The 25,270-nt window shown below is 68.4% G+C and carries 20 protein-coding genes; 11 read left to right on the forward strand and 9 right to left on the reverse strand.

The window, feature by feature from the left end; translation table 11 throughout:
• Position 1: 1 nt before the first annotated feature.
• Genes ACZK1G_RS18415 through leuB form a run of 4 tightly spaced genes read left to right on the forward strand, consistent with a single transcriptional unit; the run spans position 2 to position 3,889 of the window.
• On the forward strand, positions 2 to 781 hold the full coding sequence (locus tag ACZK1G_RS18415) for a class I SAM-dependent methyltransferase (RefSeq protein WP_049442924.1): 780 nt from the start codon (positions 2 to 4) through the stop codon (positions 779 to 781).
• A 60-nt stretch (positions 782 to 841) separates the two neighbouring features.
• Positions 842 to 2,260, forward strand: coding sequence for a 3-isopropylmalate dehydratase large subunit (leuC, locus tag ACZK1G_RS18420; protein WP_049442923.1), 1,419 nt, complete (start codon positions 842 to 844; stop codon positions 2,258 to 2,260).
• On the forward strand, positions 2,260 to 2,838 hold the full coding sequence (gene leuD / locus ACZK1G_RS18425) for a 3-isopropylmalate dehydratase small subunit (RefSeq protein WP_049442922.1): 579 nt from the start codon (positions 2,260 to 2,262) through the stop codon (positions 2,836 to 2,838). The genes leuC and leuD overlap by 1 nt, the downstream gene beginning before the upstream one ends.
• The gene (leuB, locus tag ACZK1G_RS18430) at positions 2,828 to 3,889 is read left to right on the forward strand and encodes a 3-isopropylmalate dehydrogenase (protein WP_049442921.1); all 1,062 of its coding nucleotides are present in this window, start codon (positions 2,828 to 2,830) and stop codon (positions 3,887 to 3,889) included. Before leuD ends, leuB begins: the two co-directional genes overlap by 11 nt.
• A 166-nt stretch (positions 3,890 to 4,055) precedes the next feature.
• Here leuB and ACZK1G_RS18435 read toward each other — a convergent pair whose 3' ends face one another.
• Positions 4,056 to 4,829: an SDR family oxidoreductase gene (locus ACZK1G_RS18435; protein WP_101766041.1), complete on the reverse strand. Its 774-nt coding sequence runs from the start codon at positions 4,827 to 4,829 to the stop codon at positions 4,056 to 4,058.
• 117 nt (positions 4,830 to 4,946) lie between these two features.
• Here ACZK1G_RS18435 and ACZK1G_RS18440 point away from each other — a divergent pair, with 117 nt between their 5' ends.
• Positions 4,947 to 5,852, forward strand: coding sequence for a LysR family transcriptional regulator (locus ACZK1G_RS18440; RefSeq protein WP_049442919.1), 906 nt, complete (start codon positions 4,947 to 4,949; stop codon positions 5,850 to 5,852).
• A 204-nt stretch (positions 5,853 to 6,056) separates the two neighbouring features.
• Here the strand turns inward: ACZK1G_RS18440 and ACZK1G_RS18445 are convergent, their stop codons facing one another.
• Together ACZK1G_RS18445 and ACZK1G_RS18450 are read right to left on the reverse strand one after the other, a co-directional pair.
• Positions 6,057 to 9,218 carry an efflux RND transporter permease subunit gene (locus ACZK1G_RS18445; protein WP_101766042.1) on the reverse strand — a complete coding sequence of 1,054 codons (3,162 nt, stop codon included), beginning with the start codon at positions 9,216 to 9,218 and terminating at the stop codon, positions 6,057 to 6,059.
• A 4-nt stretch (positions 9,219 to 9,222) separates the two neighbouring features.
• Complete coding sequence (locus tag ACZK1G_RS18450) at positions 9,223 to 10,353, reverse strand: efflux RND transporter periplasmic adaptor subunit (protein ID WP_101766043.1); 1,131 nt, start codon at positions 10,351 to 10,353, stop codon at positions 9,223 to 9,225.
• A gap of 119 nt (positions 10,354 to 10,472) precedes the next feature.
• Here ACZK1G_RS18450 and ACZK1G_RS18455 point away from each other — a divergent pair, with 119 nt between their 5' ends.
• From ACZK1G_RS18455 to ACZK1G_RS18465, 3 genes are all read left to right on the forward strand, one after another.
• A complete protein-coding gene (locus ACZK1G_RS18455; RefSeq protein ID WP_014038415.1) occupies positions 10,473 to 11,153 on the forward strand; it encodes a TetR/AcrR family transcriptional regulator in 681 nt (226 codons plus the stop codon).
• 136 nt (positions 11,154 to 11,289) lie between these two features.
• Complete coding sequence (locus ACZK1G_RS18460; protein ID WP_014648346.1) at positions 11,290 to 11,937, forward strand: protein-L-isoaspartate O-methyltransferase family protein; 648 nt, start codon at positions 11,290 to 11,292, stop codon at positions 11,935 to 11,937.
• 16 nt (positions 11,938 to 11,953) lie between these two features.
• Positions 11,954 to 13,312, forward strand: coding sequence for a TolC family outer membrane protein (locus ACZK1G_RS18465; protein ID WP_049442915.1), 1,359 nt, complete (start codon positions 11,954 to 11,956; stop codon positions 13,310 to 13,312).
• A gap of 100 nt (positions 13,313 to 13,412) precedes the next feature.
• Here the strand turns inward: ACZK1G_RS18465 and ACZK1G_RS18470 are convergent, their stop codons facing one another.
• A complete protein-coding gene (locus ACZK1G_RS18470) occupies positions 13,413 to 14,657 on the reverse strand; it encodes an amino acid transporter (RefSeq protein ID WP_101766044.1) in 1,245 nt (414 codons plus the stop codon).
• Between the two features lie 223 nt (positions 14,658 to 14,880).
• On the reverse strand, positions 14,881 to 16,179 hold the full coding sequence (waaA, locus tag ACZK1G_RS18475; protein WP_049442913.1) for a lipid IV(A) 3-deoxy-D-manno-octulosonic acid transferase: 1,299 nt from the start codon (positions 16,177 to 16,179) through the stop codon (positions 14,881 to 14,883).
• Between the two features lie 60 nt (positions 16,180 to 16,239).
• On the opposite strand from waaA, the gene ACZK1G_RS18480 reads away from it, so the two are divergent.
• Entirely contained in the window at positions 16,240 to 17,157 is a 918-nt protein-coding gene (locus ACZK1G_RS18480; RefSeq protein WP_049442912.1) for an LpxL/LpxP family Kdo(2)-lipid IV(A) lauroyl/palmitoleoyl acyltransferase, read from the forward strand.
• A 42-nt stretch (positions 17,158 to 17,199) separates the two neighbouring features.
• Here ACZK1G_RS18480 and ACZK1G_RS18485 read toward each other — a convergent pair whose 3' ends face one another.
• The 4 genes from ACZK1G_RS18485 to ACZK1G_RS18500 form a co-directional block, all read right to left on the reverse strand.
• Positions 17,200 to 17,649, reverse strand: a complete 450-nt coding sequence (locus tag ACZK1G_RS18485; protein ID WP_049442911.1) for an REP-associated tyrosine transposase — start codon at positions 17,647 to 17,649, stop codon at positions 17,200 to 17,202.
• 137 nt (positions 17,650 to 17,786) lie between these two features.
• The gene (locus ACZK1G_RS18490; protein ID WP_101766045.1) at positions 17,787 to 19,118 is read right to left on the reverse strand and encodes an O-antigen ligase family protein; all 1,332 of its coding nucleotides are present in this window, start codon (positions 19,116 to 19,118) and stop codon (positions 17,787 to 17,789) included.
• Positions 19,099 to 20,214 (reverse strand): glycosyltransferase, encoded by a 1,116-nt coding sequence (locus ACZK1G_RS18495; RefSeq protein ID WP_049442909.1) that lies wholly within the window; start codon positions 20,212 to 20,214, stop codon positions 19,099 to 19,101. The genes ACZK1G_RS18490 and ACZK1G_RS18495 overlap by 20 nt, the downstream gene beginning before the upstream one ends.
• A 15-nt stretch (positions 20,215 to 20,229) precedes the next feature.
• Complete coding sequence (locus tag ACZK1G_RS18500) at positions 20,230 to 20,427, reverse strand: zinc-finger domain-containing protein (protein ID WP_005410967.1); 198 nt, start codon at positions 20,425 to 20,427, stop codon at positions 20,230 to 20,232.
• A 420-nt stretch (positions 20,428 to 20,847) separates the two neighbouring features.
• Here ACZK1G_RS18500 and ACZK1G_RS18505 point away from each other — a divergent pair, with 420 nt between their 5' ends.
• The gene (locus ACZK1G_RS18505; RefSeq protein ID WP_101766046.1) at positions 20,848 to 24,192 is read left to right on the forward strand and encodes a GH92 family glycosyl hydrolase; all 3,345 of its coding nucleotides are present in this window, start codon (positions 20,848 to 20,850) and stop codon (positions 24,190 to 24,192) included.
• A complete protein-coding gene (locus ACZK1G_RS18510; RefSeq protein WP_014038425.1) occupies positions 24,189 to 24,932 on the forward strand; it encodes a basic secretory protein-like protein in 744 nt (247 codons plus the stop codon). The genes ACZK1G_RS18505 and ACZK1G_RS18510 overlap by 4 nt, the downstream gene beginning before the upstream one ends.
• Positions 24,933 to 25,270: the final 338 nt, after the last annotated feature.

The raw sequence follows: 25,270 nt of genomic DNA on the forward strand, positions 1-25,270 counted from the left end.
CATGAGCGCCTTCGACACCCCCACCCCGACCAGCGCCGCTGGCCAGCAGTGGAACGCCCAGGATTATGCGATCGACGCCGGCTTCGTGCCGCTGCTCGGCGGCGCGGTATCGCGCCTGCTCGACCCGCGCGCCGGTGAACGCATCCTCGACCTGGGCTGTGGCGATGGCGTGCTCAGCACCGAGCTGGCGCTCAGCGGCGCGCACATCCACGGTGTGGATGCCTCACCGGAACTGGTGATCGCCGCGCGTGCGCGCGGCGTCGATGCGCAGGTGATGGATGGCCACGCACTGACCTTCAACGCTGAGTTCGATGCGGTGTTCAGCAATGCGGCACTGCACTGGATGGGCACCCCGGACCGCGTGCTGGAAGGTGTGCGCCGCGCGCTGCGCACCGGCGGCCGCTTCGTCGCCGAGTTCGGTGGCCATGGCAACGTGGCCACGATCATCGCGGCGGTGCAGGCCGCGCGAGTGGCCCACGGCCATGGTGCCAGCGCCTTCCAGTGGTACTTCCCCACTGCCGATGCCTACGCCGATCGCCTGCGCCAGCATGGCTTCCAGGTGCAGCTGATCGAGTGCACGCCGCGCCCGACCGCACTGCCGACCGGCGTGGCCGGCTGGCTGCGCGTGTTCGCCGCACCGCTGCTGGACGACCTGCCGGCCGAGGCACGCGCCACCGTGCGCGAGGCCGCCACCGCACTGCTGGCCGATCTGCCGCGCAATGCTGCTGGCCAGCCGCTGGCCGACTACGTGCGGCTGCGGGTACTCGCCCGTCGCCGCTGACATGATCCATTCGTTATCTTTCCCGATGTCCGCACCTTCGTACTTCTGCCAGGCACACGCATGACCTCCGCACCCCGCACCCTGTACGACAAACTGTGGGACGCCCACGTGGTTGTCCCTGAATCCGACAGCGCGCCCGCCGTGCTGTACATCGACCTGCACCTGATCCACGAGGTGACCTCGCCGCAGGCGTTCACCGAGCTGCGCGAACGCGGCCTGTCACCGCGCAGGCCGGACCGCACCAAGGCGACGATGGACCACTCCACGCCGACCCTGCCGGCCGCCGCGGACGGCACGCTGCCCTACGCCAGCGCCGCCTCCGAGGCGCAGGTCGCCACGCTGGCGCGCAATTGCGCCGAGCACGGCATCGAACTGTTCGACATGGCCTCGGACAACCGCGGCATCGTCCACGTGATCGCGCCGGAACAGGGCTTTACCCAACCCGGCATGACCATCGTCTGTGGCGACAGCCACACCTCCACCCATGGTGCGTTCGGCTCGCTGGCGTTCGGCATCGGCACCAGTGAAGTCGGCCACGTGCTGGCCACGCAGTGCCTGCTGCAGCGCAAGGCCAAGACGTTCGCCATCACCGTCGATGGCCCACTGGCGCCAGGCGTCGGCGCCAAGGACGTGGTCCTGCACATCATCGGCGTGATCGGCGTCAACGGTGGCACCGGCCACGTGATCGAGTTCCGAGGCAGCACCATCGAAGCGATGGACATGGAACAGCGCATGACCCTGTGCAACATGTCGATCGAGGCCGGCGCACGCGCCGGCATGGTGGCGCCGGACCAGGTCACCTTCGACTTCGTCGCCGCGACCCCGCGTGGTCCCAAGGGCGCCGACTTCGACGCCGCAGTGGCGCGCTGGCAGCAGCTGCGCAGCGATGAGGGCGCACGCTTCGACAGCGAAGTGCACATCGACGCCGCTGATATCCGTCCGACCCTGACCTGGGGCACCCATCCGGGCACCGCCATCGCAGTGGATGCGCCGATTCCGGCGGCCAACGATGCCGCCGCACAGAAGGGCCTGGACTACATGCACTTCCAGGCCGGCAGGGCGCTGGCGGGCACGCCGGTGGACGTGGTGTTCGTCGGCTCGTGCACCAATGGCCGCCTGAGCGACATGCGCGAAGTGGCTCAGGTGCTGCGCGGCCGTCGCGTCGCCGAGCGGGTACGCATGCTGGTGGTACCGGGCTCGGAGATCGTCAAGCGCGAGGCCGAGGCCGAAGGCATCCACGAGATCGTGCGCGCGGCCGGTGCCGAGTGGCGCGAGCCGGGCTGTTCGATGTGCATCGCCATGAACGGCGATCTGGTTGCGCCCGGCCAGCTGGCCGTGAGCACCAGCAACCGCAATTTCGAAGGCCGCCAGGGCCCCGGTTCGCGCACGCTGCTGGCCTCGCCGATGAGCGCGGCATGGGCCGCGGTGAACGGGCACGTTGCCGATACCCGCGAACTGTTCGCACAGGAGGTGGCGTGATGGCCGGCTTCCGTACCCTGACCTCGGCCAGCGTGGTGCTGCGCCAGACCAACATCGACACCGACCAGATCATTCCGGCGCGGTTCCTGTCCACCACCGAGCGCGCCGGCCTGGGCCGCAATGCGTTCAATGACTGGCGCTGGCAGGCCGACGGCGCACCGGTGGCCGACTTCGCCTTCAACCAGCCGCACAACGCCGGCCGCAGTATCCTGCTGGCCGGCCGCAACTTCGGCTGCGGCTCCTCGCGCGAGCATGCGCCGTGGGCACTGACCGACCTGGGCCTGCGCGCCATCGTCAGCAGCGAGATCGCCGACATCTTCCGCGGCAACTCGCTGAAGAACGGCCTGCTGCCGATCGTGCTGGACGAGGCCGACGTGCAGGCGCTGATGCAGCGCCCGGATGATGAGCTGACCATCGACGTGGCCTCGCGCGAACTGCGCACCCCGGATGGCCGCGTCTATTCCTTCCCGCTGGATGGCTTCTCGCAGACCTGCCTGCTGGAAGGCGTCGACCAGTTGGGGTATCTGTTGGGCCGTGTCCCTGAAATCGAACGCTACGAGAGTGAGCATGCACGCTGAAATTGTTGTCCTGCCCGGTGATGGCATCGGCCCGGAAGTGGCCGCCGCGGCAGTGGCCGTCCTGAAGGCGGTCGCCGAACGCTTCAACCACACCTTCACCTTCAGCGAGCACGACATCGGTGGCATCGCCATCGACCGCCACGGCGAGCCGCTGCCGGCGTCGACCCTGGCGGCTTGCCAGGCCGCGAATGCGGTGCTGCTGGGCGCGGTCGGCGGCCCGAAGTGGTCCGACCCGAACGCCAAGGTGCGCCCGGAGCAGGGCCTGCTGGCGATCCGCAAGGCGCTGGGCCTGTATGCCAACCTGCGCCCGGTGCGTACCCATGAAGCCGCCCTGCACGCTTCGCCGATCAAGGCGGAGCTGCTGCAGGGGGTGGACTTCGTGGTGGTGCGTGAACTGACCGGCGGCATCTACTTCGGCGACAAGACCCGCGATGCCGACAGCGCCAGCGACCTGTGCCGCTACACCGTGGCCGAGATCGAGCGCGTGCTGCGCAGTGCGTTCCGTCTGGCGCAACAGCGTCGCGGCAAGGTCACCTCGGTGGACAAGGCCAACGTGCTGGAAACCTCGCGCCTGTGGCGTGACGTGGCGGCACGCATCGGCCGCGAGGAGTTCCCGGACGTGGCACTGGAACACCAGCTGGTCGATTCGATGGCGATGCACCTGCTGGCCAAGCCGCGCGAGTACGACGTGATCGTCACCGAGAACATGTTCGGCGACATCCTCACCGATGAGGCGTCGATGCTGGCCGGCTCGCTGGGCCTGCTGCCGTCGGCCTCGCTGGGCGAACCCGGTGCGGTCGGCATCTACGAGCCGATCCATGGTTCGGCCCCGGACATCGCCGGCAAGGGCATCGCCAATCCGTACGCGACGATCTTCAGCGCGGCGATGCTGCTGCGCCATTCGCTGGGGCTGGAAGCGGAAGCCGCCGCGGTGGAAGCCGCCGTGCACGCCGTGCTGGACGACGGCGTGTTCACCGCCGACCTGGCGGCAAAGGGCCACGCGGTGAGCACCGCCGCCGCCACGGATGCGGTGCTGGCCAGACTCAACTGATCCGATAGCGCCACGCCATGCGTGGCGCCTCTCCCTTTGGACATTGTGCGCAGCCACCCGTGGGGTGGCTCTACTGTAGATCCACGCCACGGGTGGATGCAGCCATCCGTGCCAACCAAGGTTGGCACCCACCACCACAGTAGAGCCACGCCCATGCGTGGCTGCGTTATTTGGTGGTGTAACCGCCATTGACCAGGATGGTCTGCCCGGTCATCCACCAGCCATCGGTGACCAGGAAGCGGATCCACGGCACGATGTCGGCGATGTCGGTCAGGCCGGTGCGGGTGAACGCCGACAGTGCCGCCGCGGTCTTGTGATACGCCTGCGCATCGGCGCTCTCGGCCGGATAGAAGAACGGCGTATCCATCGGACCGGGGCCGATCGCGGTCACCGAGATACCGCGTTCGCCGAACTCCTTCGACGCCGCACGGGTGAAGTGCTCGACCGGTGCCTTGGTGCCGGCGTAGCTTGAATAGAACGGCGTGAACGCGCCCAGCAGTGAGGTGACCAGGGTGCAGATGCGGCCACCGTCGTTGACGTGGCGGCCGGACTCCTTCAGGAAGAAGAAGGCAGCCTTGGCGTTGACCGCACTCATTTCGTCGTACTCCGCTTCGCTGATCTCCAGCAGCGGCTTCTTCAGTACCTTGCCGACCGTGTTGATGGCGATGTCAGGGCGACCGACCGCTGCCACGGCATCGGCGAACAGGCGCTCCATCGCTGCGGCCGACGTCAGGTCACCCTGAAAGGCAACGGCCGTGCTGCCGGCGGCCTGCACGGCGGCAACGGTCGCCTCTGCATCGGCCTGGGTGGCGGCGCTGTTGTAGTGGATGACGATGGCTTTGGCGCCCTGGCTGGCGAAGTCGCGGGCCAGCAGGCCGCCCAGGTTCTTGGCGCCACCGGCGATCAGCACGGTCTTGCCCTTGAGGGAATGGTCGGTCATGGCGTCTGTCTCGGGAGGGGGCTGCCCGGGGTGGCAACCCTGCCCTGCCGACGATATCGTGCAGAAAATGCGGATAAAGCCCGCCACATTGACTTAACTTTCCAGAGCAAGCGAACAATGGACCGGATCGATCGCTTCCGCATCTTCACCCGGGTGGTGGAATGCGCCAGCTTCACCCGCGCCGCCGACCAGCTCGGCCTGCCCCGCTCCACCGTTTCCGCGGCGGTGGCTGAGCTCGAGCAGCGGCTCGGTACCCGCCTGCTGCAGCGCTCGACCCGGCGGGTCTCCACCACCCACGACGGCGACGTGTTCCATGCCCGCTGCCTGCGCCTGATCGCCGAAGTTGAAGACGCCGAATCGCTGTTCCGGCAGGACGACGCGCAGCCGGTGGGCCTGCTGAAGATCGATGTGCCCAGCCGCATCGGCCGCCGCATCCTCGCCCCGGCGCTGCCCGACTTCTTCGCGCGCCATCCGCAGGTGGAAGTGGACCTGGGCATGACCGACCGCGCGGTGAACCTGATCGAAGACGGCTGTGACGCGGTGCTGCGGGTCGGACAGCTGGGTGATTCCAGCCTGGTCGCGCGCATGCTGGGACAGCTCGACTTCGTCAACGTCGCCGCGCCGGCCTACCTTCGCGAGCACGGCGTACCGCAGCATCCTGCCGACCTGCAGCAGCACCGCGCGGTGAACTACGCATCGCCGACCACGGCGCGGGTGGAACCGTGGGAATGGCAGGACAGTGGCCAGCTGCGCACGCTGCCGATGCCTGGCTGGGTACGGGTGAACAGCGCCGAGGCCTCGATCGCGTGCTGCGTGGCGGGGCTCGGCCTGCTGCAGATTCCGCGCTACGACGTGCAGGCCGAACTGCAATCCGGTGCGCTGGTTGAAGTGATGCCACAGCACGTGGCGCAACCGCTGCCGGTGACCCTGTTGCAACCGCATCGGCAGCACCGCGCGCAACGCGTGCAGGTGTTCATCGAATGGTTGCTGCCAGTGCTGCGGAGCGGCCTGCAGCTGCAGTAGATCCACACCATGCGTGGATGCACGCCGCGCAGATCAGTAGATCCACGCCATGCATGGATGCACGCATCAGTGCCAACCAAGGTTGGCACCTACCAGGCCCACCGCGGTAGATCCACGCCATGCGTGGATGTGCACAACGTGGATGGGGTCAGAGCCCTTTCCCAGCGGGAAAGGGCTCTGACCCGGGCCTGAAAACCCGGGGCATCAAGCCCCGGATTCATCCGGCTTGACCCGGAACCACGCCGCGTACAGCGCCGGCAGGAACACCAGGGTCAGTACCGTGCCCACGATCAGGCCACCCATGATCGAGATCGCCATCGAGCCGTAGAACGCACTGCGCGACAGCGGAATCATCGCCAGCACGGCCGCCAGCGCGGTCAGCACGATCGGGCGGAAACGGCGCACGGTGGCATCGATGATCGAATGCCAGCGGTCATGCCCGGCATCGATGTCCTGCTGGATCTGGTCGATCAGGATCACCGAGTTGCGCATGATCATGCCGGCCAGTGCGATCGTGCCCAGCAGCGCGACGAAGCCGAACGGCGCGCGGAACAGCAGCAGGAACAGGGTCGCACCGATGATGCCCAGCGGCGCGGTCACCAGCACCATCGCCGCACGCGAGAAGCTGCGCAGCTGCAGCATCAGCAGCGTGGCCACCACCACCAGGAACAGCGGCATGCCGGCCTTGATCGAGTTCTGCCCACGCGCCGAATCCTCCACGGTGCCGCCGGTCTCCAGCAGATAGCCGCTGGGCAGCTCGGCACGGATGTCATCCAGCGTGGGCACGATCTGGTGCACCACGTCCAGCGCCTGCATGCCATCGCTGATGTCGGCGCGCACGGTCACGGTCGGCAACCGGTTGCGGTGCCAGATGATGCCGTCCTCGAAGCCGTACTCCATCGTCGCCACCTGCGACAGCGTGATGCTGCCGCCGTTGGCGGTCGGCATCGACAGGCTGGACAGCAGCTCCAGCTGGTTGCGTTCATCGGCCGGTCCACGCAGCAGCATCTCGATCTGGCGGTTGCCTTCGCGATACACGCTCACCGACTGGCCGGCCAGCGAACTGGCCAGGAACTGGCTGACCTGGGCGCTGCTCACGCCCAGCGCGCGGGCACGCTCCTGGTCGATCACCAGCCGCACCACCTTGCTCGGCTCACTCCAGTCCAGGTTGACGTTCATCACGTGCGGGTTCTCACGCACCTTGGCCTCGACCTGGCGCGCGATCGCCTGCACCTTCTCGATGTGCTCGCCGGAGATGCGCATCTGCACCGGATAACCGACAGGCGGGCCGTTCTCCAGGCGGGTCACGCGCATCTGCACGTCCGGGAACTTCGGGATCACCTCGTGCAGCAGCCAGTCACGGGTGCTTTCGCGCGATTTGATGTCCTTGGCCAACACCACGAACTGGGCGAAGTTGGTCGCCGGCAGCTGCTGGTCCAGCGGCAGGTAGAAGCGCGGCGAACCGGTGCCCACGTAGGACACGTAGTTGGCGATGCCCTCGCGGCTGGACAGCAGCTTCTCCAGCTTCTCGGCCTGGGCCTGGGTCGAGCGCAGCGACGCCCCCTCGGCCAGCTCGATGTCCACCATCAGTTCCGGCCGGGTCGAGTCCGGGAAGAACTGCTGCGGCACGAAGCGGAACATCATCAGCGAGAACACGAACAGCGCGATGGTCGCGGCGATCACCCACCAGCGGCGGCGCAGGCAGGCGTCGAGGAAGCGCCGGAAGCTGCGGTAGAACGGGCGCTGGTAGGGATCGTGGTCGTGCCCGTGCTGCGGCGGTGCGATCAGGTTGGCCAGCGCCGGATAGCGGTCGGCCCACTGCTGGCGCCTGGCCAGCCAGCGCGCGGACAGGCTGCCCGGCTTCGGCGGCTGCGGATTGAACAGGTCCGGCAGCATCTTGTCGCCCAGGTACGGGATGAACAGCACCGCTGCGATCCACGACACCACCAGCGCGATGGTCACCACCTGGAACAGCGAACGGGTGTATTCACCGGTGCTTGATGCCGCCGTGGCGATCGGCAGGAAGCCGGCCGCCGTGATCAATGTGCCGGTCAGCATCGGGAATGCGGTCGATTCCCAGGCGAAACTGGCCGCGCGCAGGCGATCGAAGCCCTGCTCCATCTTGGTGGCCATCATCTCCACCGCGATGATCGCATCGTCCACCAGCAGGCCCAGCGCCAGCACCAGCGCGCCCAGCGAGATCTTGTGCAGGCCGATGTCGAAGTAGTGCATGACGAAGAAGGTCATCGCCAGCACCAGCGGAATGGTCACGCCCACCACCAGGCCGGTACGCAGGCCCAGCGAGAAGAAACTGACCAGCAGCACGATCACCACCGCTTCGGTCAGCACCTGCACGAACTCGCCGACCGACTCCTCCACCGACTGCGGCTGGTCGGACACCTTGCGCAGCTGCATGCCGGCCGGCAGGGTCTTCTGCAGCCGCTCGAACTCGGCATCGAGGTTGGCGCCCAGCTTGAGGATGTCACCGCCGTCCTTCATCGCCACCGCCAGGCCGATCGCCTCCTCGCCCATGAAGCGCATCTTCGGCGACGCCGGGTCGGCGAAGCCACGCTTGACCTCGGCGATGTCGCCCAGGTGCACGGTGCGGTCGCCAGCACGGATCGGGAACTGGCGGATGGCGTCGATGTCGTTGAACTGGCCGGTCACGCGCAGCTGCACGCGATCGGTGGCGGTCTCGAAGAAACTGGTGCCGGTGATCGCATTCTGGTCGGCCAGCGCCTGCTGTACCTGCTGCATCGACACACCCAGCGTCGCCAGCCGGGTGTTGGACAGCTCGATCCACACCTTCTCGTCCTGCAGGCCGACCAGGTCGATCTTGCCGACGTCGGGCACGCGCTGCAGTTCCAGCTGGATGCGATCGGCGTAGTCGCGCATCACCGCGTAGTCGAAGCCCTTGCCGGTCAACGCATAGATGTTGCCGTAGGTGTCGCCGAACTCATCGTTGAAGAACGGGCCGACAATCTCGCGCGGCAGCGTCGCACGGATGTCGCCCACGCGCTTGCGTACCTGGTACCACAGGTCCGGGATCTGCCTGGAACGCAGGCTGTCGCGCGCCATGAAGATGACCTGCGATTCGCCGGGGCGCGAATACGAGCGGATGAACTCGTACTCGCCGGTGTTCATCAGCGCCTTCTCGATCGGCTCGGTCACCTGCCGCGAGACCTGTTCGGCGGTGGCGCCCGGCCACAGCGTGCGCACCACCATCGCCTTGAAGGTGAATGGCGGATCCTCGGACTGGCCCAGATGCTTGTACGACCATGCGCCGATCAGCGCGAAGGCAAGCATCGCGAACAGCACCAGCGGACGGTTGGACAACGCCCACTCGGAAAGATTGAAGCGGCGCACCGGCTTACTCCTTGGCCTTGGCGGCAGCGGCCGGCGTGGCCGGCTTCAGCACCGGGCGGTTCTGGCGGTCCACGGCGATCACCGGCTGGCCGGCGCGCAACAGGTGTCCGCCGGCAGCGACCACCCAGTCAGCGGCACCCACGCCGGACAGCACCGGCACCGTCTCACTGCCGTAGGCACCGGTGGTGACTGCTGCGGCCTTCAGCGTGCTGTTGGCCGGATCGACCACCCATACGCTGGCGGCACCGTTGGCACCGCGCTGCAGCGCGCCGAGCGGCAGCTGCAGGGTGCCGTGGCGGCCGGCGCTGCTGTAGACGCGCGCGCTCTGGCCCAGTTCGACATCGGCCAGCGCATCGGCGGGCAGGCTGACCCGGGTTGCATAGGTACGTGCCTGCGGATCGGCGGCGGCAGCGATCTCGCGGATCGTGCCCGGCAGGCGCTGGCCGGGGCGGTTCCACAGCTCCACCTCGACCGGCTGGCCCACCGCATAGTCGCGGATGGTGGCCTCGGGCAGGTCGATCAGCACTTCGCGCGCACCGTCGGCGGCCAGGTTGAAGATGGTCTGGCCGGCGGACACCACCTGCCCGGCTTCGGCCTCGCGGCTGGCGATCACGCCGTCGGCCGGCGCGCGCAGCTGTGCGTATTCGGCCTGGTTGCGCAGCACATCGAGGTTGGCGCGGGCCGCGTTGGCCTGCCCCTGCGCGGCCTTGAACGCGGCGGACTGCTGGTCCAGCTGCGAGCGGCTGACCAGTTGCTGGTCGGCCAGCACCTGGTAGCGCTTGAGGTCATCGCGGGCACGCACCAGATCGGCTTCGGCCGCCGCCAGCTGCGCCTGCGAGGCGCGCGCCTGCAGCGCGAAGTCGGCCACGTCCAGTTCGGCCAGCACGTCGCCCTTCTTCACCCGTTGCCCGGCATCGACGTGGCGCTTGACCAGGTTGCCGCCGACGCGGAACGACAGCGGACTTTCCTGCCGCGCACGCACCGTCCCCGGGAACGCCGCCGGCGCCTGCCCGGCCTGCTCGCCGGGGTGAACCACCAGCACCGGCACGGCCGCCTGGGGCGCCTGTTCCTGTCCCGAACAGGCTGCCAGCGCAGCCATCCACACCATACCGCCCATCCAGCGCACGATCTTCATCGGTCAACGTCCTGAAAACGCAGGGTTGCAACTAAGGGAGGAGCCGCGACTGCCGGCCCAATTTAATAAACCGGCCGGTATAGTATAAATATCGAACCGCTTGGTCTAGTATTGTCGTGATGAGTTCTCACACTTCCCGCAAGCCGTCGGCCAAGCCCGCTGCCAAGGCCGCCGGACCCGGGCGCCCCAAGGACCTCGGCAAGCGCGCGGCGATCCTTGAAGCAGCCAAGGCACTGTTCATCGAACAGGGCTATACCGGCGTGAGCATGGACACCATCGCCGCTCAGGCCGGCGTCTCGAAGCTGACTGTGTACAGCCACTTCGGCGACAAGGAGACCCTGTTCTCCGAGGCCGTGCAGTCAAAGTGCATCGAAATGCTGCCCGACGCGCTGTTCGTGGCCGACGCGGACGGTCCGCTGCGCGACCAGCTGATCGGCATCGGCCTGGCCTTCTTCGAGCTGATCACCTCCGACGCGGCGATCTCGATCCAGCGCATGATGATGGCGCCGGAGACCGACGAACGCCTGCGCGAGCTGTTCTGGCAGGCCGGCCCGGAGCGTACCTGCGAGGCCCTGGCCGACTTCCTGCGCGCCCGCGGCGAACGCGGCGAGCTGGAGATCCCCGACTATTACCTGGCTGGCCAGCAGTTCCTGACCCTGGTCAAGGGCGAAGTGCACATGCATATGATGTGCGGCATGCCACTGTCACCGGTGGAGTGCGACCCTCTCACCCACGTGACCGCCAGCATCGACTTCTTCCTGCGCGCCTATGCGCCGCGAGGGGCCGGGACGGCTGAATAACCAAAACTGAACGAACCGGAGGTCGCGATGACTTCCGGCACTGCGACCCCGGCCCCCCGGCAGCTGATGCTCTGGGCGCGCCGCCGGCCTCCGGCACCGGTAAAATGGCCGGCCCACTGCGCTGGATTTGAACCTCATGACGATTGATTACGCCCACGCCCGCGAACTGATGGTGGAACAGCAGATCCGTCCCTGGGACGTGCTGGACATCAAGGTGCTCGACGTCCTGGCCCGCCTGCCGCGCGAGGCCTTTGTCGCCGATGCACACCGGGCACTGGCCTACGCCGATGTCGAACTGCCGATCGGCCATGGCCAGAAGATGATGAAGCCGGTCATCGAGGGCCGTACCCTGCAGGCGCTGGACCTGCAGCCGGGTGACGAAGTGCTGGAAATCGGCACCGGCAGCGGCTTCCTGTCGGCCTGCATCGGCGCGCTGGCACGCGACGTGCTGAGCCTGGAAATCGACCCGGAACTGGCCGCCGCCGCGCGCGCCCGCCTGGACGCCTCCGGCCTGGGCACCAACGTCCGCGTGGAAGTGGCCGACGCCCTGTCCTGGCAGACCGAACGCCGCTTTGACGTGATCTGTGTCACTGGTGCGGTCGACGTGGTGCCGTCACAGTTCGCTTCGTGGCTGCGTCCGGGTGGTCGCCTGTTCGTGATCCATGGCCGTTCGCCGGCGATGGAGGCCCTGCTGGTCAAGGCCGACGGAAGCAGCGAGTCCCTGTTCGAGACCGATATCGATTACCTGCGTGGTGCCGCCCCGGCCCCCCAGTTCCACCTCTGAGTCCAAGGAAGCCGCAATGATCCGCCGATCCCTCGCTGTTGCGCTGGCCACTGCCCTGCTGCCGTTGTCCGCCCATGCCGCCGACCTGCTGCAGGTCTACGAAATGGCGCGCAATGGCGATCCGCAGCTGTCCGCCGCCGAATCGACCCGGCTGTACGACAAGGAAGGCGCCGTGCAGGCCCGCGCTGCCCTGCTGCCGCAGATCAACGGCCAGGCCCAGCTGAACCGCACGCGCAGCGAGCCCAATGCCGACGCCAACTCCGGCTCGTTCACCAGCAAGCGCCGCACCTACACGATCGACGGCAGCCAGACGCTGTTCAACTGGACCCAGATCAACAACCTGCGCTCGCAGCGTGAGCTGAGCAAGGCGGCGGACTTCACCCTCGATTCGGCCAACGACAGCCTGATCGTGCGCACCTCGGCGGCCTACTTCAACGTGCTGGTGGCGATCGAATCGCTGAACGCCGCACAGACCAATGAAGCGGCCGCGAAGAAGCAGTTCGACTTCGCCGACAAGCGCCTGGAAGTGGGCCTGGCGCCGATCACCGACGTGCACGAAGCACGCGCCCAGTACGACCAGGCGCGCGCCAACACCATCGTTGCGCAGAACACCCTGGCCGATAACTACCAGGCCCTGACCGAACTGACCGGCCAGCCGGTGGTCAACCTGCGCGGCCTGCCGGCCGACTTCCGTCCGGAAGTGCCGGCCAACCGCGGCAACATCGATGAGCTGGTGCACCAGGCCACCAACCAGAATCCGGCGCTGAAGGCGCAGGAACTGAAGGTCAGCGCCGCCGAAGCCGGCGTGCAGGCTGCCCGTGGCGGCCATTACCCGACCCTGTCGCTGGGCGGCAGCTGGGGCAAGAGCGCGACCTGGGGTGACAGTACCGGCGCCGGATCGTTGTCGCCGGATGCACGCACCAACAGCATCGGCCTGACCCTGAGCGTGCCGATCTTCTCCGGTGGTGCCACCCAGTCCGGCGTGCGCCAGGCGCTGGCCCAGCGTGACATCGCCCAGGACGGCTACGAGCAGCAGAAGCGCGCCCTGGACCGCAACACCCGCAATGCCTACCAGACCCTGGTTCAGGGCATCAGCGAAGTGGAGGCACGCCGCCTGGCGGTAGTCTCGGCGCAGAGCGCATACGACGCCTCGCAGGTCGGCCTGGAAGTCGGTACCCGTACCGTGCTGGACGTGATCCAGAACCAGCGCATCCTGTTCTCGGCGCAGCTGGACTACGCCCAGGCCCGCTACACCTTCCTGCAGAACCGCCTGCTGCTGAGCCAGTCGCTGGGTGCGCTGGACGTGGCCGAACTGCAGGACGTCAACCGCCTGCTGACCCAGGACGCGGGCAACCCGGCAACGACCACGCACTGATCCGTCGCCCTGCCGGCAACGAAGAAGCCACCCGCAAGGGTGGCTTTTTTGCAGGCGGTGCATCCACACGCACCGACCCGTTGGGTGGCCCCGCGAACCGTCAGCCCGGCCATGCCCGCAGTCGCTCCAGCGCCGCAAGCAGGCATAGCGCGGCCGCCACGGGCGCCAGCATCGGCAGCACCAGTTCGCGACCGATTGCACCCTGCCCCGTGCCACTCCGCCGCCGCAGCACCGCCAGGCACAGCGCCGCCATCACCAACAGGGTTGCCGGACCCGGCAGCGCCGGCAGGCTGCCCAACGGCAGCCACAGCACCAGCATCACCGCCGGCAGCCCGACCCCCGCCGCGATCAGGCCGCGGGAACGTCCCACTGCTTCCCTCTCCCCCGGCCATAGCGACGTTGCCAGCCGCACGGCCAGCATCAGCAGCACCAGCTGCAGGGCGGCCAGGCCCGCTGCCCCAGCCAGGGGCAACAACGGCAGCATCCACTGCAACTGCGGATGCATCTGCAGCGCCACGGACAGGGGCCGGGTACTGGCCAGCGCGGAAAACTCGACCAGCCCGGCCTGCAATGCTGCCAGCACGATCAGCAGCAACATCGCCAGCAACGAGACCAGCGCCAGCACGGCCGGCTGCCACATCGCACCCTGGCGGCGCAGCGCAGGAAATCCCAGTGCCAAGCCGACGCTGGCAAATACCCCCAGCAGCGGCACCGCAGCCGCCAGCACACCGCCCAGCCCGAAGCGATACGGCGCGGTCGCCGGTGGCAGCCAGGGAATCCAGTGCGCGTAGTGCACATGACGTGCCGCCAGCGCCAGCAGCAATACCCCGACACCGATCTTCACCGTCAGCAGGGCACAGGCCACCAGCACCGCACGCCGAGGCGGCAGCAACGCCAGCGCGCCCAGCACCAGCAGACCCACCACCGCCGTCACCTGTTCCGGCAGCCAGTCGCTGGCCTGGAGGCCTCCCGCGGCCAGCACCGCGTGTACATGGTGGGCCATGGACTGCGCCACGCCCGCCGTGGTCGCCACCAGCTCCAGCAGCAGGGCCACGCCCAACACGCCAGCCACCCGCGGCCCCCAGCTGGTGGCCAGCAGCCCGTGCAGGCCCTCTGCCGCAGGCAGCTGCAGCACCAGATCCTGCAGGCAGCACAGCACCAGGCCAGCCCCCAGTGCGGCCAGCAGCAGGCTCAGCACGATGGCCGGGCCGGCCTGCGCCGCCGTTTGCTGGCCCACCAGCGCGATCACGCTGCCGCCCACCAGCAGCGTCAGCGCCACCACCGCCAGATGGTCCATGCCCAGCCGGGCCCCACCGGTGCCGTCCCTGCCCCTGTCGCCGTCCATCGCAAGTTCCCTTGATATCCGCCCAAGCGCGGTCGACAGCAGGCTGGCAGCCTGCGTCGCCCTGCGGAATCAGAATCGGTGCCGTGTGCGCCACGATGTGATGGCAGGCACGCTGCCAGTGGCAGGGTCGGTCCAGCAACGACAGAAAAATGGTCGCTAAGCAGAATTGATGAAGTTGATCACGACAATGCTCGACAGCGCCGCTGACGCCGCGCTGCCGCGATCACTCGCGCGGCGGTGGCAGGTGCGGCGCGACCAGGGCAAGCGTGCGCTGCAGCGCGCCGCGGCCATTGCTGACCAGCGTACAACCGGCGCGTGCCATGTCCTCGCGGGCCTGGGCATCGTCGAGCAGGTGCTGCAGCAGATCGCCCACCGCCTGCGCATCCTCGCCGATCAGCAGCGCACCGGCCTCGCGCATGCGCCGGGAGATTTCCGCAAAGTTGTGCAGGTGCGGACCGGTCACCGCCGCCGTTCCCATCGCGGCCGGCTCCAGCAGGTTGTGGCCGCCGATGGCCTGCAGGCTGCCGCCGACGAAGGCGACCTGGGCGCAGGCATAGAACGGCATCAGCTCGCCGAGGGTATCGATGACGAACACATCGGTGGCCGCGTGCGGCCACTGGTCCACGCGGCGGGTCGCCACGCTCCAGCCCTGTTCGCGCGCCAACGCTTCCACCTTCGGGAAACGCTCGGGATGTCGCGGTGCCCACAGCAGCAGCAGGTCCGGATGCTGCTGGCGCAGGCGCCGGTGCAGGTCGATCACCGCCTGCTCCTCGCCGTCATGGGTACTGGCGGCGATCCATACCGGGCGAGCGGCCGGTACCCGCGCATGGAACTGTTCGACGAAGCCCTGCACATCCGGCGTGGCGATGTCGAACTTCAGGTTGCCCAGCGCCTGCACCTGGCCAGGCTCCGCCCCCAGCTGCACGAAGCGCTCGGCATCGTCCTGCGACTGCGCGGCCACGCAGGTGACGGTGCGCAGCGCGCGGCGGATCAGTGCGGCCAGCAACCGGTAGCCGCGCAGCGAACGCGCCGACAACCGGGCATTGAGGATGTAGACCGGAATACCGCGGTCACGGCAGCCGAACAGCATGTTCGGCCACAGCTCGGTTTCCAGGATCAGCGCCAGGCTGGGCTGGAAATGGCCGAGGAAACGGTTGACGCTGCCCGGCACGTCGTACGGCAGGTAGACGTGGTCCAGGGCGTCGCCCCACAGCGCACGCACCCGCTCGGAGCCGGTCGGGGTGATGGTGGTGATCACCCAGCGGATGTCCGGGCGCTGCTGGCGCAGGGCATTGACCAGCGGTGCGGCGGCATTGACCTCGCCTACCGAGACCGCATGCAGCCAGACCCGCGGCTGGCCGGTCGGCTGCGGATAGGAGGCGTAGCGTTCATCCCAGCGCCGGAAGTATTCACGGACCCGGAAGCCGCGCCAGACCAGGTGGTACACGGTGATCGGCAGCAGGATGTAGAGCACGACCGAATACAGGCCGCGCAGGATCCATTCGACAGGGTCTTTACGCATGCGGCAAGGATACGGGAGCCCCCGGGGAAAGACACGCGGCCGCCTTGGTAGAATGGACCCATGTCAGATGCCTCCACCGCCGTCCGCCCATCGCTGCGCGATCCGCGCAACTGGCCGATGTTCGCCGCCATGTTCGGCGCCTTCGCCATCGCCCGCCTGCCGTGGATGCTGCAGCGCGCGCTGGGCCGGGGCGTCGGCTGGATCACCTGGCGCCTGCTCGGCAGCCGCCGCCGCGCCGCCGAGGTCAACCTGCAGCTGTGTTTCCCCGAGAAGGACGAAGCCTGGCGCCAGCGCCTGGTGCGCGACAGTTTCGATGCGCTGGGCGTCGGCGTGTTCGAGTGCATCCGTGCCTGGTGGGGCAGCATTGACCGCATCCGCCCGCAGGTACGGATCGAAGGCCTGGAACACCTGCGGCAGATGCAGGCCGAAGGCCGCGGCGTGCTGCTGGTCTCCGGCCACTTCATGACCCTGGAAATGTGCGGACGCCTGCTGTGCGACTACGTCGACCTGTCCGGCATGTACCGCAAGCACAAGAACCCGGTGTACGAGTGGGCGGTGAAGTTCGGCCGCCTGCGCTATGCCAAGGCGATGTTCGCCAACGAGGACATCCGCGCGACCGTGCGCCATCTGAAGAAGGGTGGTTTCCTCTGGTACGCGCCGGACCAGGACATGCGTGGCAAGGACACCGTGTTCGTGCCGTTCTTCGGCCACACCGCGTCGACCATCACCGCGACCCACCAGCTGGCGCGGATGACCGGTTGTGCGGTGATTCCGTACTTCCACCGCCGCGAAGGCGGGAAGTACATCCTGAAGATTGGTGCGCCGCTGGAGAATTTCCCCAGCGAGGATGTGGAAGCCGATACCACGCGGGTCAACCAGGCCATCGAGGAGATGGTGCGCGAGGCCCCCGACCAGTACCTGTGGATCCACCGCCGTTTCAAGCGCCAGCCCGGCGGCCGGAGCGATTTCTACAAGTAGATCCACGCCATGCGTGGATGCTCTACATTCGGGTACCGGCACCTACAACGGCCAACGGCACCATGCGTGCGGGTACTCACCCAACGCGCTGGCCAGGCCCGCACGGACCGGATTGGCCAGGATGTACATCGCCTTCTCATGAAGGGATTCATCACTGCGTACGGCGTGATCGTGGTACCCGTGCTGCCACAGCGCCCCTCGCCGCTCCAATCGCCGGTTCAGCAGCCGACTGCTGCGCGACTTCAGCAGGGCCATGCACTCGGCCAGGGTTTCGCTGCGCAGCTCCATCAGCCAGTGCAGATGGTCGGGCATCACCACCCAGGCGAGGCTGTGGCTGATACCGCGGCGCTCAACGAAGCGCAGACAGTCAACCAGGATCGCCACGTTGGCGGCGTCGGCGAAGAGCGGTTCGCGGCCGAGGGTTGCTGTGGTCAGTGAATACACGTTCCCGGATCGGGAAAATCGACCGTAGCGGAGTCTGGGGCTGGCCATGCCTCCAGCGTGCGCGACCGGTGGGGACACCGATAGTGGAGATGTCGCCGTGTTCGGGTCGGGAAAGCCCCATCCACGCATGGCGTGGATCTACTGATCGGCGCCATGGTTGATCCCTGCCATGCGCGGGTGCGCGGTCACTTCAGCGGCGGGGAATCATCTGCGTCGCGGGCCAGCAGGCTGCCGGCGAACATGGCCGCCAGCAGCACGGTCAGGCCACCCCAGAACGCGGAATAGAACGCCAGGTGTGTATTGAGCGGGAACACCGTGACCGCCAGCGCCAGCATCGCCGGTCGGGCGCGGTCACGCGCGGCCGGCGGAGCATAGCGCCAGGCCCGCCAGGCCTGCGCCACTGCCGCCAACCACAGCAGCAGGCCCAGCACGCCGGTCTCGGCAAGGATTTCCAGCACGATCTGGTGGGCGTGCAATGCCGGTTGGTTGCCCCACACGGCGGGGCCTTCGTCGGCCACGCAGGCCGGATACGCATCGCGGAAGCCGCGCGCACCGACACCGTTGACCGGATGCTCCTCGATCATGCACACGGCCGCGGTCCAGATCCGCGCGCGTCCCGAAAGCGCTTCGTCAACGCCCTGCCCGTCTTCGTTCCATGCCTGGGCCGTGCGCGCAACACGCTCGCGCAGCTGCGGCACGCCCACTGTCAGTGCGGCCGTGCCCAGCGCTGCCACCAGGGCAAGCAGGAGCAGCCGCTTCCAGCCGAACTGGCGCACGCCGCTGTAGGCCAGCACCAGTGCAAAGGTGATCCACGAGGCGCGCGAACCGGCCAACAGCAACACGCATCCCAGTGCGGCAGCGGCCAGCAGCCACCCCGCGCTGCCGAACCGCCGCGCCATCGGCAGCAGCAGGAACGGTGACAGGCTGGCCAGCACCTGGCCGAATTTCAGGTTGCACGGCCCGAGCGCGCCGCTGAGGCGGTCGGCCAGCGCGCCTTCGTCGGCCGGGCACAGCGCGTGGCCACTCACGGCCAGCTTCAGTTGTTCCAACGACCAGAACCATGGGCTGGTGCCGGCCAGCGCCTGCACCAGTGCGTCCAGCGTCCACGCGCCGGTGATCAGTGCCAGGCCACCGAAGGTCAGCCGCCGCCGTTCCGGTGTGGCCACCGCGATCGCCACCAGCCACATGAAGGGCAGGTAGCGCAGTCCGGCAGCGGCCTTGGTCCACGAGGCCGACGGATCGATGGCATCGATGGCCGAGAACGCCTGCGGCAGCCAGTAGCCAAGGAACAGGATCGAGGTCAGCGCCCAGGCTGCCGTGCTCAACAGGTGCGGGCGGCGCTGCAGCCGGCGCATGACCATGCGCGCGGCGGCATAGAGCGCGCCAAGGCCCAGCACGGTTTCGGCGATGCCCGGCAACGGCCACATCGTCACGTACGCCAGCACCCACCACGGCGCCCAGCGCCCGGCACGGTCGTCGCGCACGATGGCAGCGGGGTCAGCCGGCGAGATCGGCATAGAGGCGGAGGGTATCGCGCTGCATGGCCTGCAGGGTAAGCGGGATGCGGGTCGGCAAGGACGGCGGCTGCGCCAGCAGGGCCAGCGCACGTTCACCCAGCGCGCGCGCATCACCGAGCGGTACCGCGCCGCTGGGCTGCAGCTGCTGCAGCAGTTCGCCGACGCCACCGTGGTCCCAGCCCAGCACCGGGCGGCCGACCGACAGCGCCTCGACCACGGTGCGGCCAAAGGCTTCCGGCTTGTCCGACAGCTGCAGCACCAGATCGCTGGCGGCGTAAGCCTGGGCGATGCGTGCGGTCGGCGTGCTGATCTGTACGGCCTCGGCCACGCCCAATGCCGCAGCCTGGCGGCGCAGCTCAGCCACATAGGCCTCGCGCCCGGGTTCGTCGGTGCCCAGCATCCACAGCTGCGCAGGCACGCCGGCGGCACGCACGTCGGCCAGCAGCTGCAGCGCGTGGGCGTGGCCCTTCAGCCGGGTGCCGCGCCCGGGCAGCAGCAGCAGCGGGCCTTCAACCTGGGCCAGCCAGGGGTAATCGGCCGCCAGGGCCAGCCGCGGGCGACGGTCGGCACGCGCTACGCGTGGGAACTGGCCGACATCGACACCACGGGGAATGACCTGCAGTTTCTCTTCCGGCACCGTCGGGTAGTGGCGTTGCACGTAGGCGCGCACGGTATTGGACACGCAGATCACGCGTTCGCCGCTGGTCATCACCGCGCTGTAGCGGCTGGGCGAATTCAACCCGTGCACGGTGGTCACCCAATGCGGGCGCTGTGCGGCGGGCATGGCGCGGATCGCGTACAGGCCCAGCCAGGCCGGCAGCCGCGAACGGGCATGCACGATGTCCGCGCCAACCTCGGCAAACAGCCGGCGCAGGGTCGGCAGGTGGCGCAGGGTCAGCAGCGACTTGCGGCCAATGTCCAGGGTGAGGTGCTCGGCACCGCTGTCCAGCAGCGGCTGCACCAGGCGGCCGCCCGCGGATACGACCAGCGCGCGATGGCCGGCGGCAACCAGGGCCGCAGCAATTTCAAGGGTCGAGCGCTCGACACCGCCGGAGTGCAGCGCCGGCAGCAACTGCACCACGGTCAATCGGCGCATCGAAGGGGCCGCCGTTTAGTCGGCCAGCACGAACACGGAACCGCAGTACGGGCACTGCGCTTCGCCGTTGGGCTCGTCTTCGATCGGCAGGTACACGCGCGGATGCGAGTTCCACAGCGCCATTTCCGGGGTCGGGCAGCTCAGCGGCAGATCGCTGCGGTGCACGGTGTAGCGCTTCTCGGCGTTGGCGGGCGCGGTGGCGGTATGGCTCATGGCGGATGTCGGTGAACGGGTTGCGAGGCCTGTGATTCTAGCATCTGGGCCGCACCGACATTGCGCCGCAACGGGTCTTCGCATGCACCCGTCGATGCCGCACACCGCCCCGCCGCACGCCGGGCGGCGGCGCCAAGCGGGATTTCGCGGTGGTTCCGGCAGGTTCGCTCGCCGGAATCGCCTCCAGCGATATTTCCCGCATTTGGATCGAACTAAATGGCACTTGTCAGCGCGCGGCGGCTGTTGCAGGATCGGGCCAGGTCGCACCCCGACCCCTCCAATCCGACCCGATCGCATGGCCCGCCCCCACCGGACCGGCATCGCCTCTTCCACTGCCAGCCTGGCGGGCGGAGCGATGCTGTCCGTGGTGTCCGCCGATGCGGGTTCTGCCCGCCGCCAGCCCTTCCGGGAGACCCTTGCATGACCCTGTCCGATCCGCGCCGCGCCCTGCTTCCACTCGCCCTGGCCCTGGCCTGTGCGACCACTGCGATGCCGGTGCTGGCACAGGGGCTGCAGACCTCGTTCGAACCGGGCGAACCTGCCCCGACGCAGGCCGCGGGTGCACTTCAGGTCACGATCGGCAATGGACCGGCCGCCCCCTACACCGCCAAGCGCAACGCCGGCTACAGCGGCCTGCATGCACTGCACTACAGCAGCGAGGGCGGCAGCGCGCGGCGCGAACTGTTCAAGGCCGACCTGCCCATCGAGGCCGATACCACCCTGTCCTGGCTCGTGCTGCCGGAGATCGTCGGCAAGGACACCGTCGCCTCGACCTATGTCTCGCTGGACCTGCTGCTGGACGATGGCAGCCGCGTTTCGGCCGGTGCGGCGCGGGACCAGCATGGCGTGGCGATCGGCGCACGCGCGCAGGGCGAGTCGAAGACGCTGTACCCGCAGCAGTGGGCACGCAAGGCGGTGCGGCTGGGCGACGTACCCACGCTGAGGGGTCGCCGCGTGGTGGCGATCGAACTGGAGGTGGCCAGTGCCGAGGGCGCGCCGGTCTCTGGTTGGATCGACGATGTGCGCCTGGACGCACAGCCGAGGCAGCAGCCACAGCGCGTCTCCGACTGGGTGCTGACCACCCGCGGCACCCAGGCCAACGGCACCTTCTCGCGCGGCAACAATTTCCCGGCCACGGCGGTGCCGCACGGGTTCAACTTCTGGACCCCGGTGACCGATGCCGGCGCACTGAACTGGCTGTACCGCTGGAACGAGCAGAACGATGCGCAGAACCGTCCGCAGCTGCAGGCGCTTGCGCTGAGCCACCAGCCCAGCCCGTGGATGGGCGACCGCCAGACCTTCCAGGTGATGCCCTCGTCCAGCCGTGGCGCGCCGGACGCCGACCGCCGCAAGCGCGCGTTGTCGTTCGACCGCAGCCATGAAAGCGCGCGCCCCTACCGCTACGACGTGCGCTTCGACACTGGCATCGCCGCCGCCATCGCGCCGACCGATCATGCCGCGTTGTTCCGCTTCGACTTCCCCGAGGACGGTGACGCCAACCTGTTGTTCGACAACGTCGATGCGCGTGGCGGCCTGACCCTGGACGCCGCCACGCAGACGCTGTCCGGCTACACCGATACGCGCAGCGGCCTGTCCAACGGCGCCAGCCGCATGTACGTGGTGGCCAGCTTCGACAAGCCCTGGCGCAGCAGCGGCCGTCTCGACACCGGGCGCCCGACCGGCTACATCAAGTTCGACGCCGGCAGCGACCGGCGGGTGACGATGCGCATCGCCACCTCGCTGATCTCGCTGGAGCAGGCGCGGCACAACCTGGCACTGGAGATCGCCGCCACCGATACGCTGGAGAGCGTGGCCGGCCGCGCGCAGGATGCATGGGACGCGCGCCTGGCCCGCTTCGACATCGGCGATGCCAGCGACGACCAGAAGACCACGCTGTACTCCAGCCTGTACCGGCTGTACCTGTACCCCAATTCCGGCCACGAGAACGCGGGCAGCGCGGCCGCACCGGACTGGCGCTACGCCAACCAGGCCAGCGCCAGCGATGACAACACCGAAGGCAGTGCGAGCCGCAGCTTCACCGGCGTGCGCGATGGCAGGGTGTTCGTCAACAACGGCTTCTGGGACACCTTCCGCACCACCTGGCCGGCCTATGCACTGTTCACGCCCGACGATGCCGGGCAGATGGTGCAGGGCTTCATCGAACAGTACCGCGCCGGTGGCTGGATCGCGCGCTGGTCGTCGCCGGGTTACGCCGACCTGATGGTCGGCACCAGCTCGGACGTGGCCTTCGCCGATGCGTGGCTGAAGGGCATCGGCGGCTTCGATCCGGCCGAGGCCTATGCCGCCGCGCTGAAGAACGCGACCGTGGTCCCGCCCGACCGCCATGTCGGCCGCAAGGGCATGGACCGTTCGACCTTCCGTGGCTACGCCAGCGCGGACGTGCACGAAGGCATGTCGTGGACGATGGAAGGCGCACTCAATGACTTCGGCATCGCCAACATGGCCGATGCGCTGGCCAGGCGCGCCGCAACGCCGGCTGCACGCGAGCGCTACAGCACCGAGGCCGACTACTTCCGCTACCGCGCCGCCAGCTACGCGACGATGTTCGATCCGGCCGCCGGCTTCTTCCAGGGCCGCACTGCCGATGGCCATTGGCGCGTGGACGCAAAGGACTACGACCCGCGCGTGTGGGGCCACGACTACACCGAATCCAATGGCTGGACCTTCGCCTTCACCGCCGCCCACGATGGCGAAGGCCTGGCCGCACTGTACGGTGGCCGCGACAAGCTGGCGGCGAAGCTGGATGCGTTCTTCGCCACGCCGGAAACCGCGGACCCGGCACTGGCCGGCTCCTACGGCGGCACCATCCACGAGATGACCGAAGCGCGCGACGTGCGCATGGGCATGTACGCGCACAGCAACCAGCCGGCGCATCACATCCCGTGGATGTACCTGTACGCCGGGCAGCCGTGGAAGACCCAGCAGCATGTGCGCGAGATCCTGGCGCGGCTGTACGTCGGCAGCGAGATCGGTCAGGGTTATCCAGGCGACGAGGACAACGGCGAGACCTCGGCGTGGTACGTGCTGGCCTCGCTGGGCCTGTATCCGCTGCGCATGGGCGCGCCGGAGTACGTGATCGGTTCGCCCGCCTTCCGGCACGCACGGGTGGAACTGCAGGGCGGCGCGGTGCTGACCGTGAACGCGGCCAACAACTCGCGTCAGAACGTCTACGTGCAGTCGCTGAAGATCAACGGCCAGCCCTGGACGAAGACCTGGGTGCCGCACGCGCTGATTGCCAAGGGTGCGACGCTGGACTTCGTGATGGGGCCGCAGCCGTCGCGCTGGGGCAGCGGCGTGGATGACGTGCCGCGCTCGCTGACCGCGCGTGGCCAGCGCCCGCAACTGCTGCACGACCTGCTCGGCAGCGGCGCGAAGGCAACGCTGGCCGATGGCCGCGCCCTGCCGGCGCTGGTCGATGACGACGCGGCCACCAGCGTCGGCCTGGGCGACGGTGCAACCATCGCGCTGACCGGCCTGAGTGACGGCACGCCGACGATGTACACGCTGACCAGCGGTGACGGCCGCATCCAGGGCGGTGAGTGGGCGCTGGAAGCGCGCAACGGCAGCGGCCGCTGGGCCGTGCTCGACCAGCGCAGCGGCGAAGCCTTCGAATCCGCCCGCCAGACCCGTCCGTTCCGCATCGCCAAACCCGGTCGTTACAGCGAGTACCGGCTGCGCCTGGCCGCACCGGGCCGGCTGCCGCTGGCGGAGATCGAACTGTTGGCGCCCAGCGCCGTACAATGAGCCCTATGCGCTACCGTCTGTTGCCTCTGGCCCTCGTTGCCCTTTCCTTCTCCAGCTTCGGCCAGACCCAGGCCTTTGATGCGCAGCTGACCCGCGACGGCGTGACGCTGAACTACCAGGACGCCCGTGGCGCCCTGGCCGCGCCGCAGCGCAAGCGGGTGATCGATACGTTCTACTTCGCCTACCTGCGCGAACGTGCGGACTTCCACCCGGCCGCGCCGTCGATGGTGCGCATCGTGATCGATCCGGCCTACACCGGGATCGCATTCGTCGGCGACAAGGACCAGGCGGCGACGATCACCATCAACCCGGGTTGGCTGGCGCAGCACCCGAATGACATCGACCTGGTCACCCATGAGGCCATGCACATCGTGCAGGGCTATCCGGGCTATGGCGACGCACGGGTGCCGGGCTGGCTGGTGGAAGGCATCGCCGACTACGCACGCGACCGCTACGGCATGGACAATGCCGCAGCCGGTTGGGCACTGCCGGGCAAGGTCGAGAAGGGGCAGAACTTCGACAGCGGCTACCGTGTCACCGGCGCGTTCCTGAAGTGGGCCGACGCCGAACACCCGGGCCTGGTGCTGGCGCTGGACAAGGCCCTGCGCGACGGCCGCTATGCACCGGCGCTGTGGCAGAAGCACACCGGCAAGGCACTGCCGGCACTGTGGGCGCAGTACGCCAAGCCGCGTTCCGACGCACCGCCGCCGGCCCCGGCACGCCGCGGCAAACGGCACTGACACCTACGCACCACACGTTCGCCGGGCATTGCCCGGCGCTACCGCATCGCTGCCTCAGCGCGACTGCACGAAACCTGCGTACAGCGCGAACAGCTGCTGGAAATACCGCCGGGTCACTCGATTGCGCATGACACTTTCGCCGATGGGGAGGTGGTCGGGCCCAGGGTGGGAAGGCCGGTCCGGTCCCTTCCCACGGCCGGGCCGCGTGTGCGTATTGGGCCGCAATGGCGTTTCAGGGAAATGACCGGGCTGCGTAGCGCGTGTGGCACAGCCCGGAGGTAGAGCCGGCCGCTGGCCGGCTGCCGTTGTGCGCCTGGACATCATCGGGGTTGCCGGCC

Source organism: Stenotrophomonas sp. 109824_Sma (assembly GCF_056480025.1).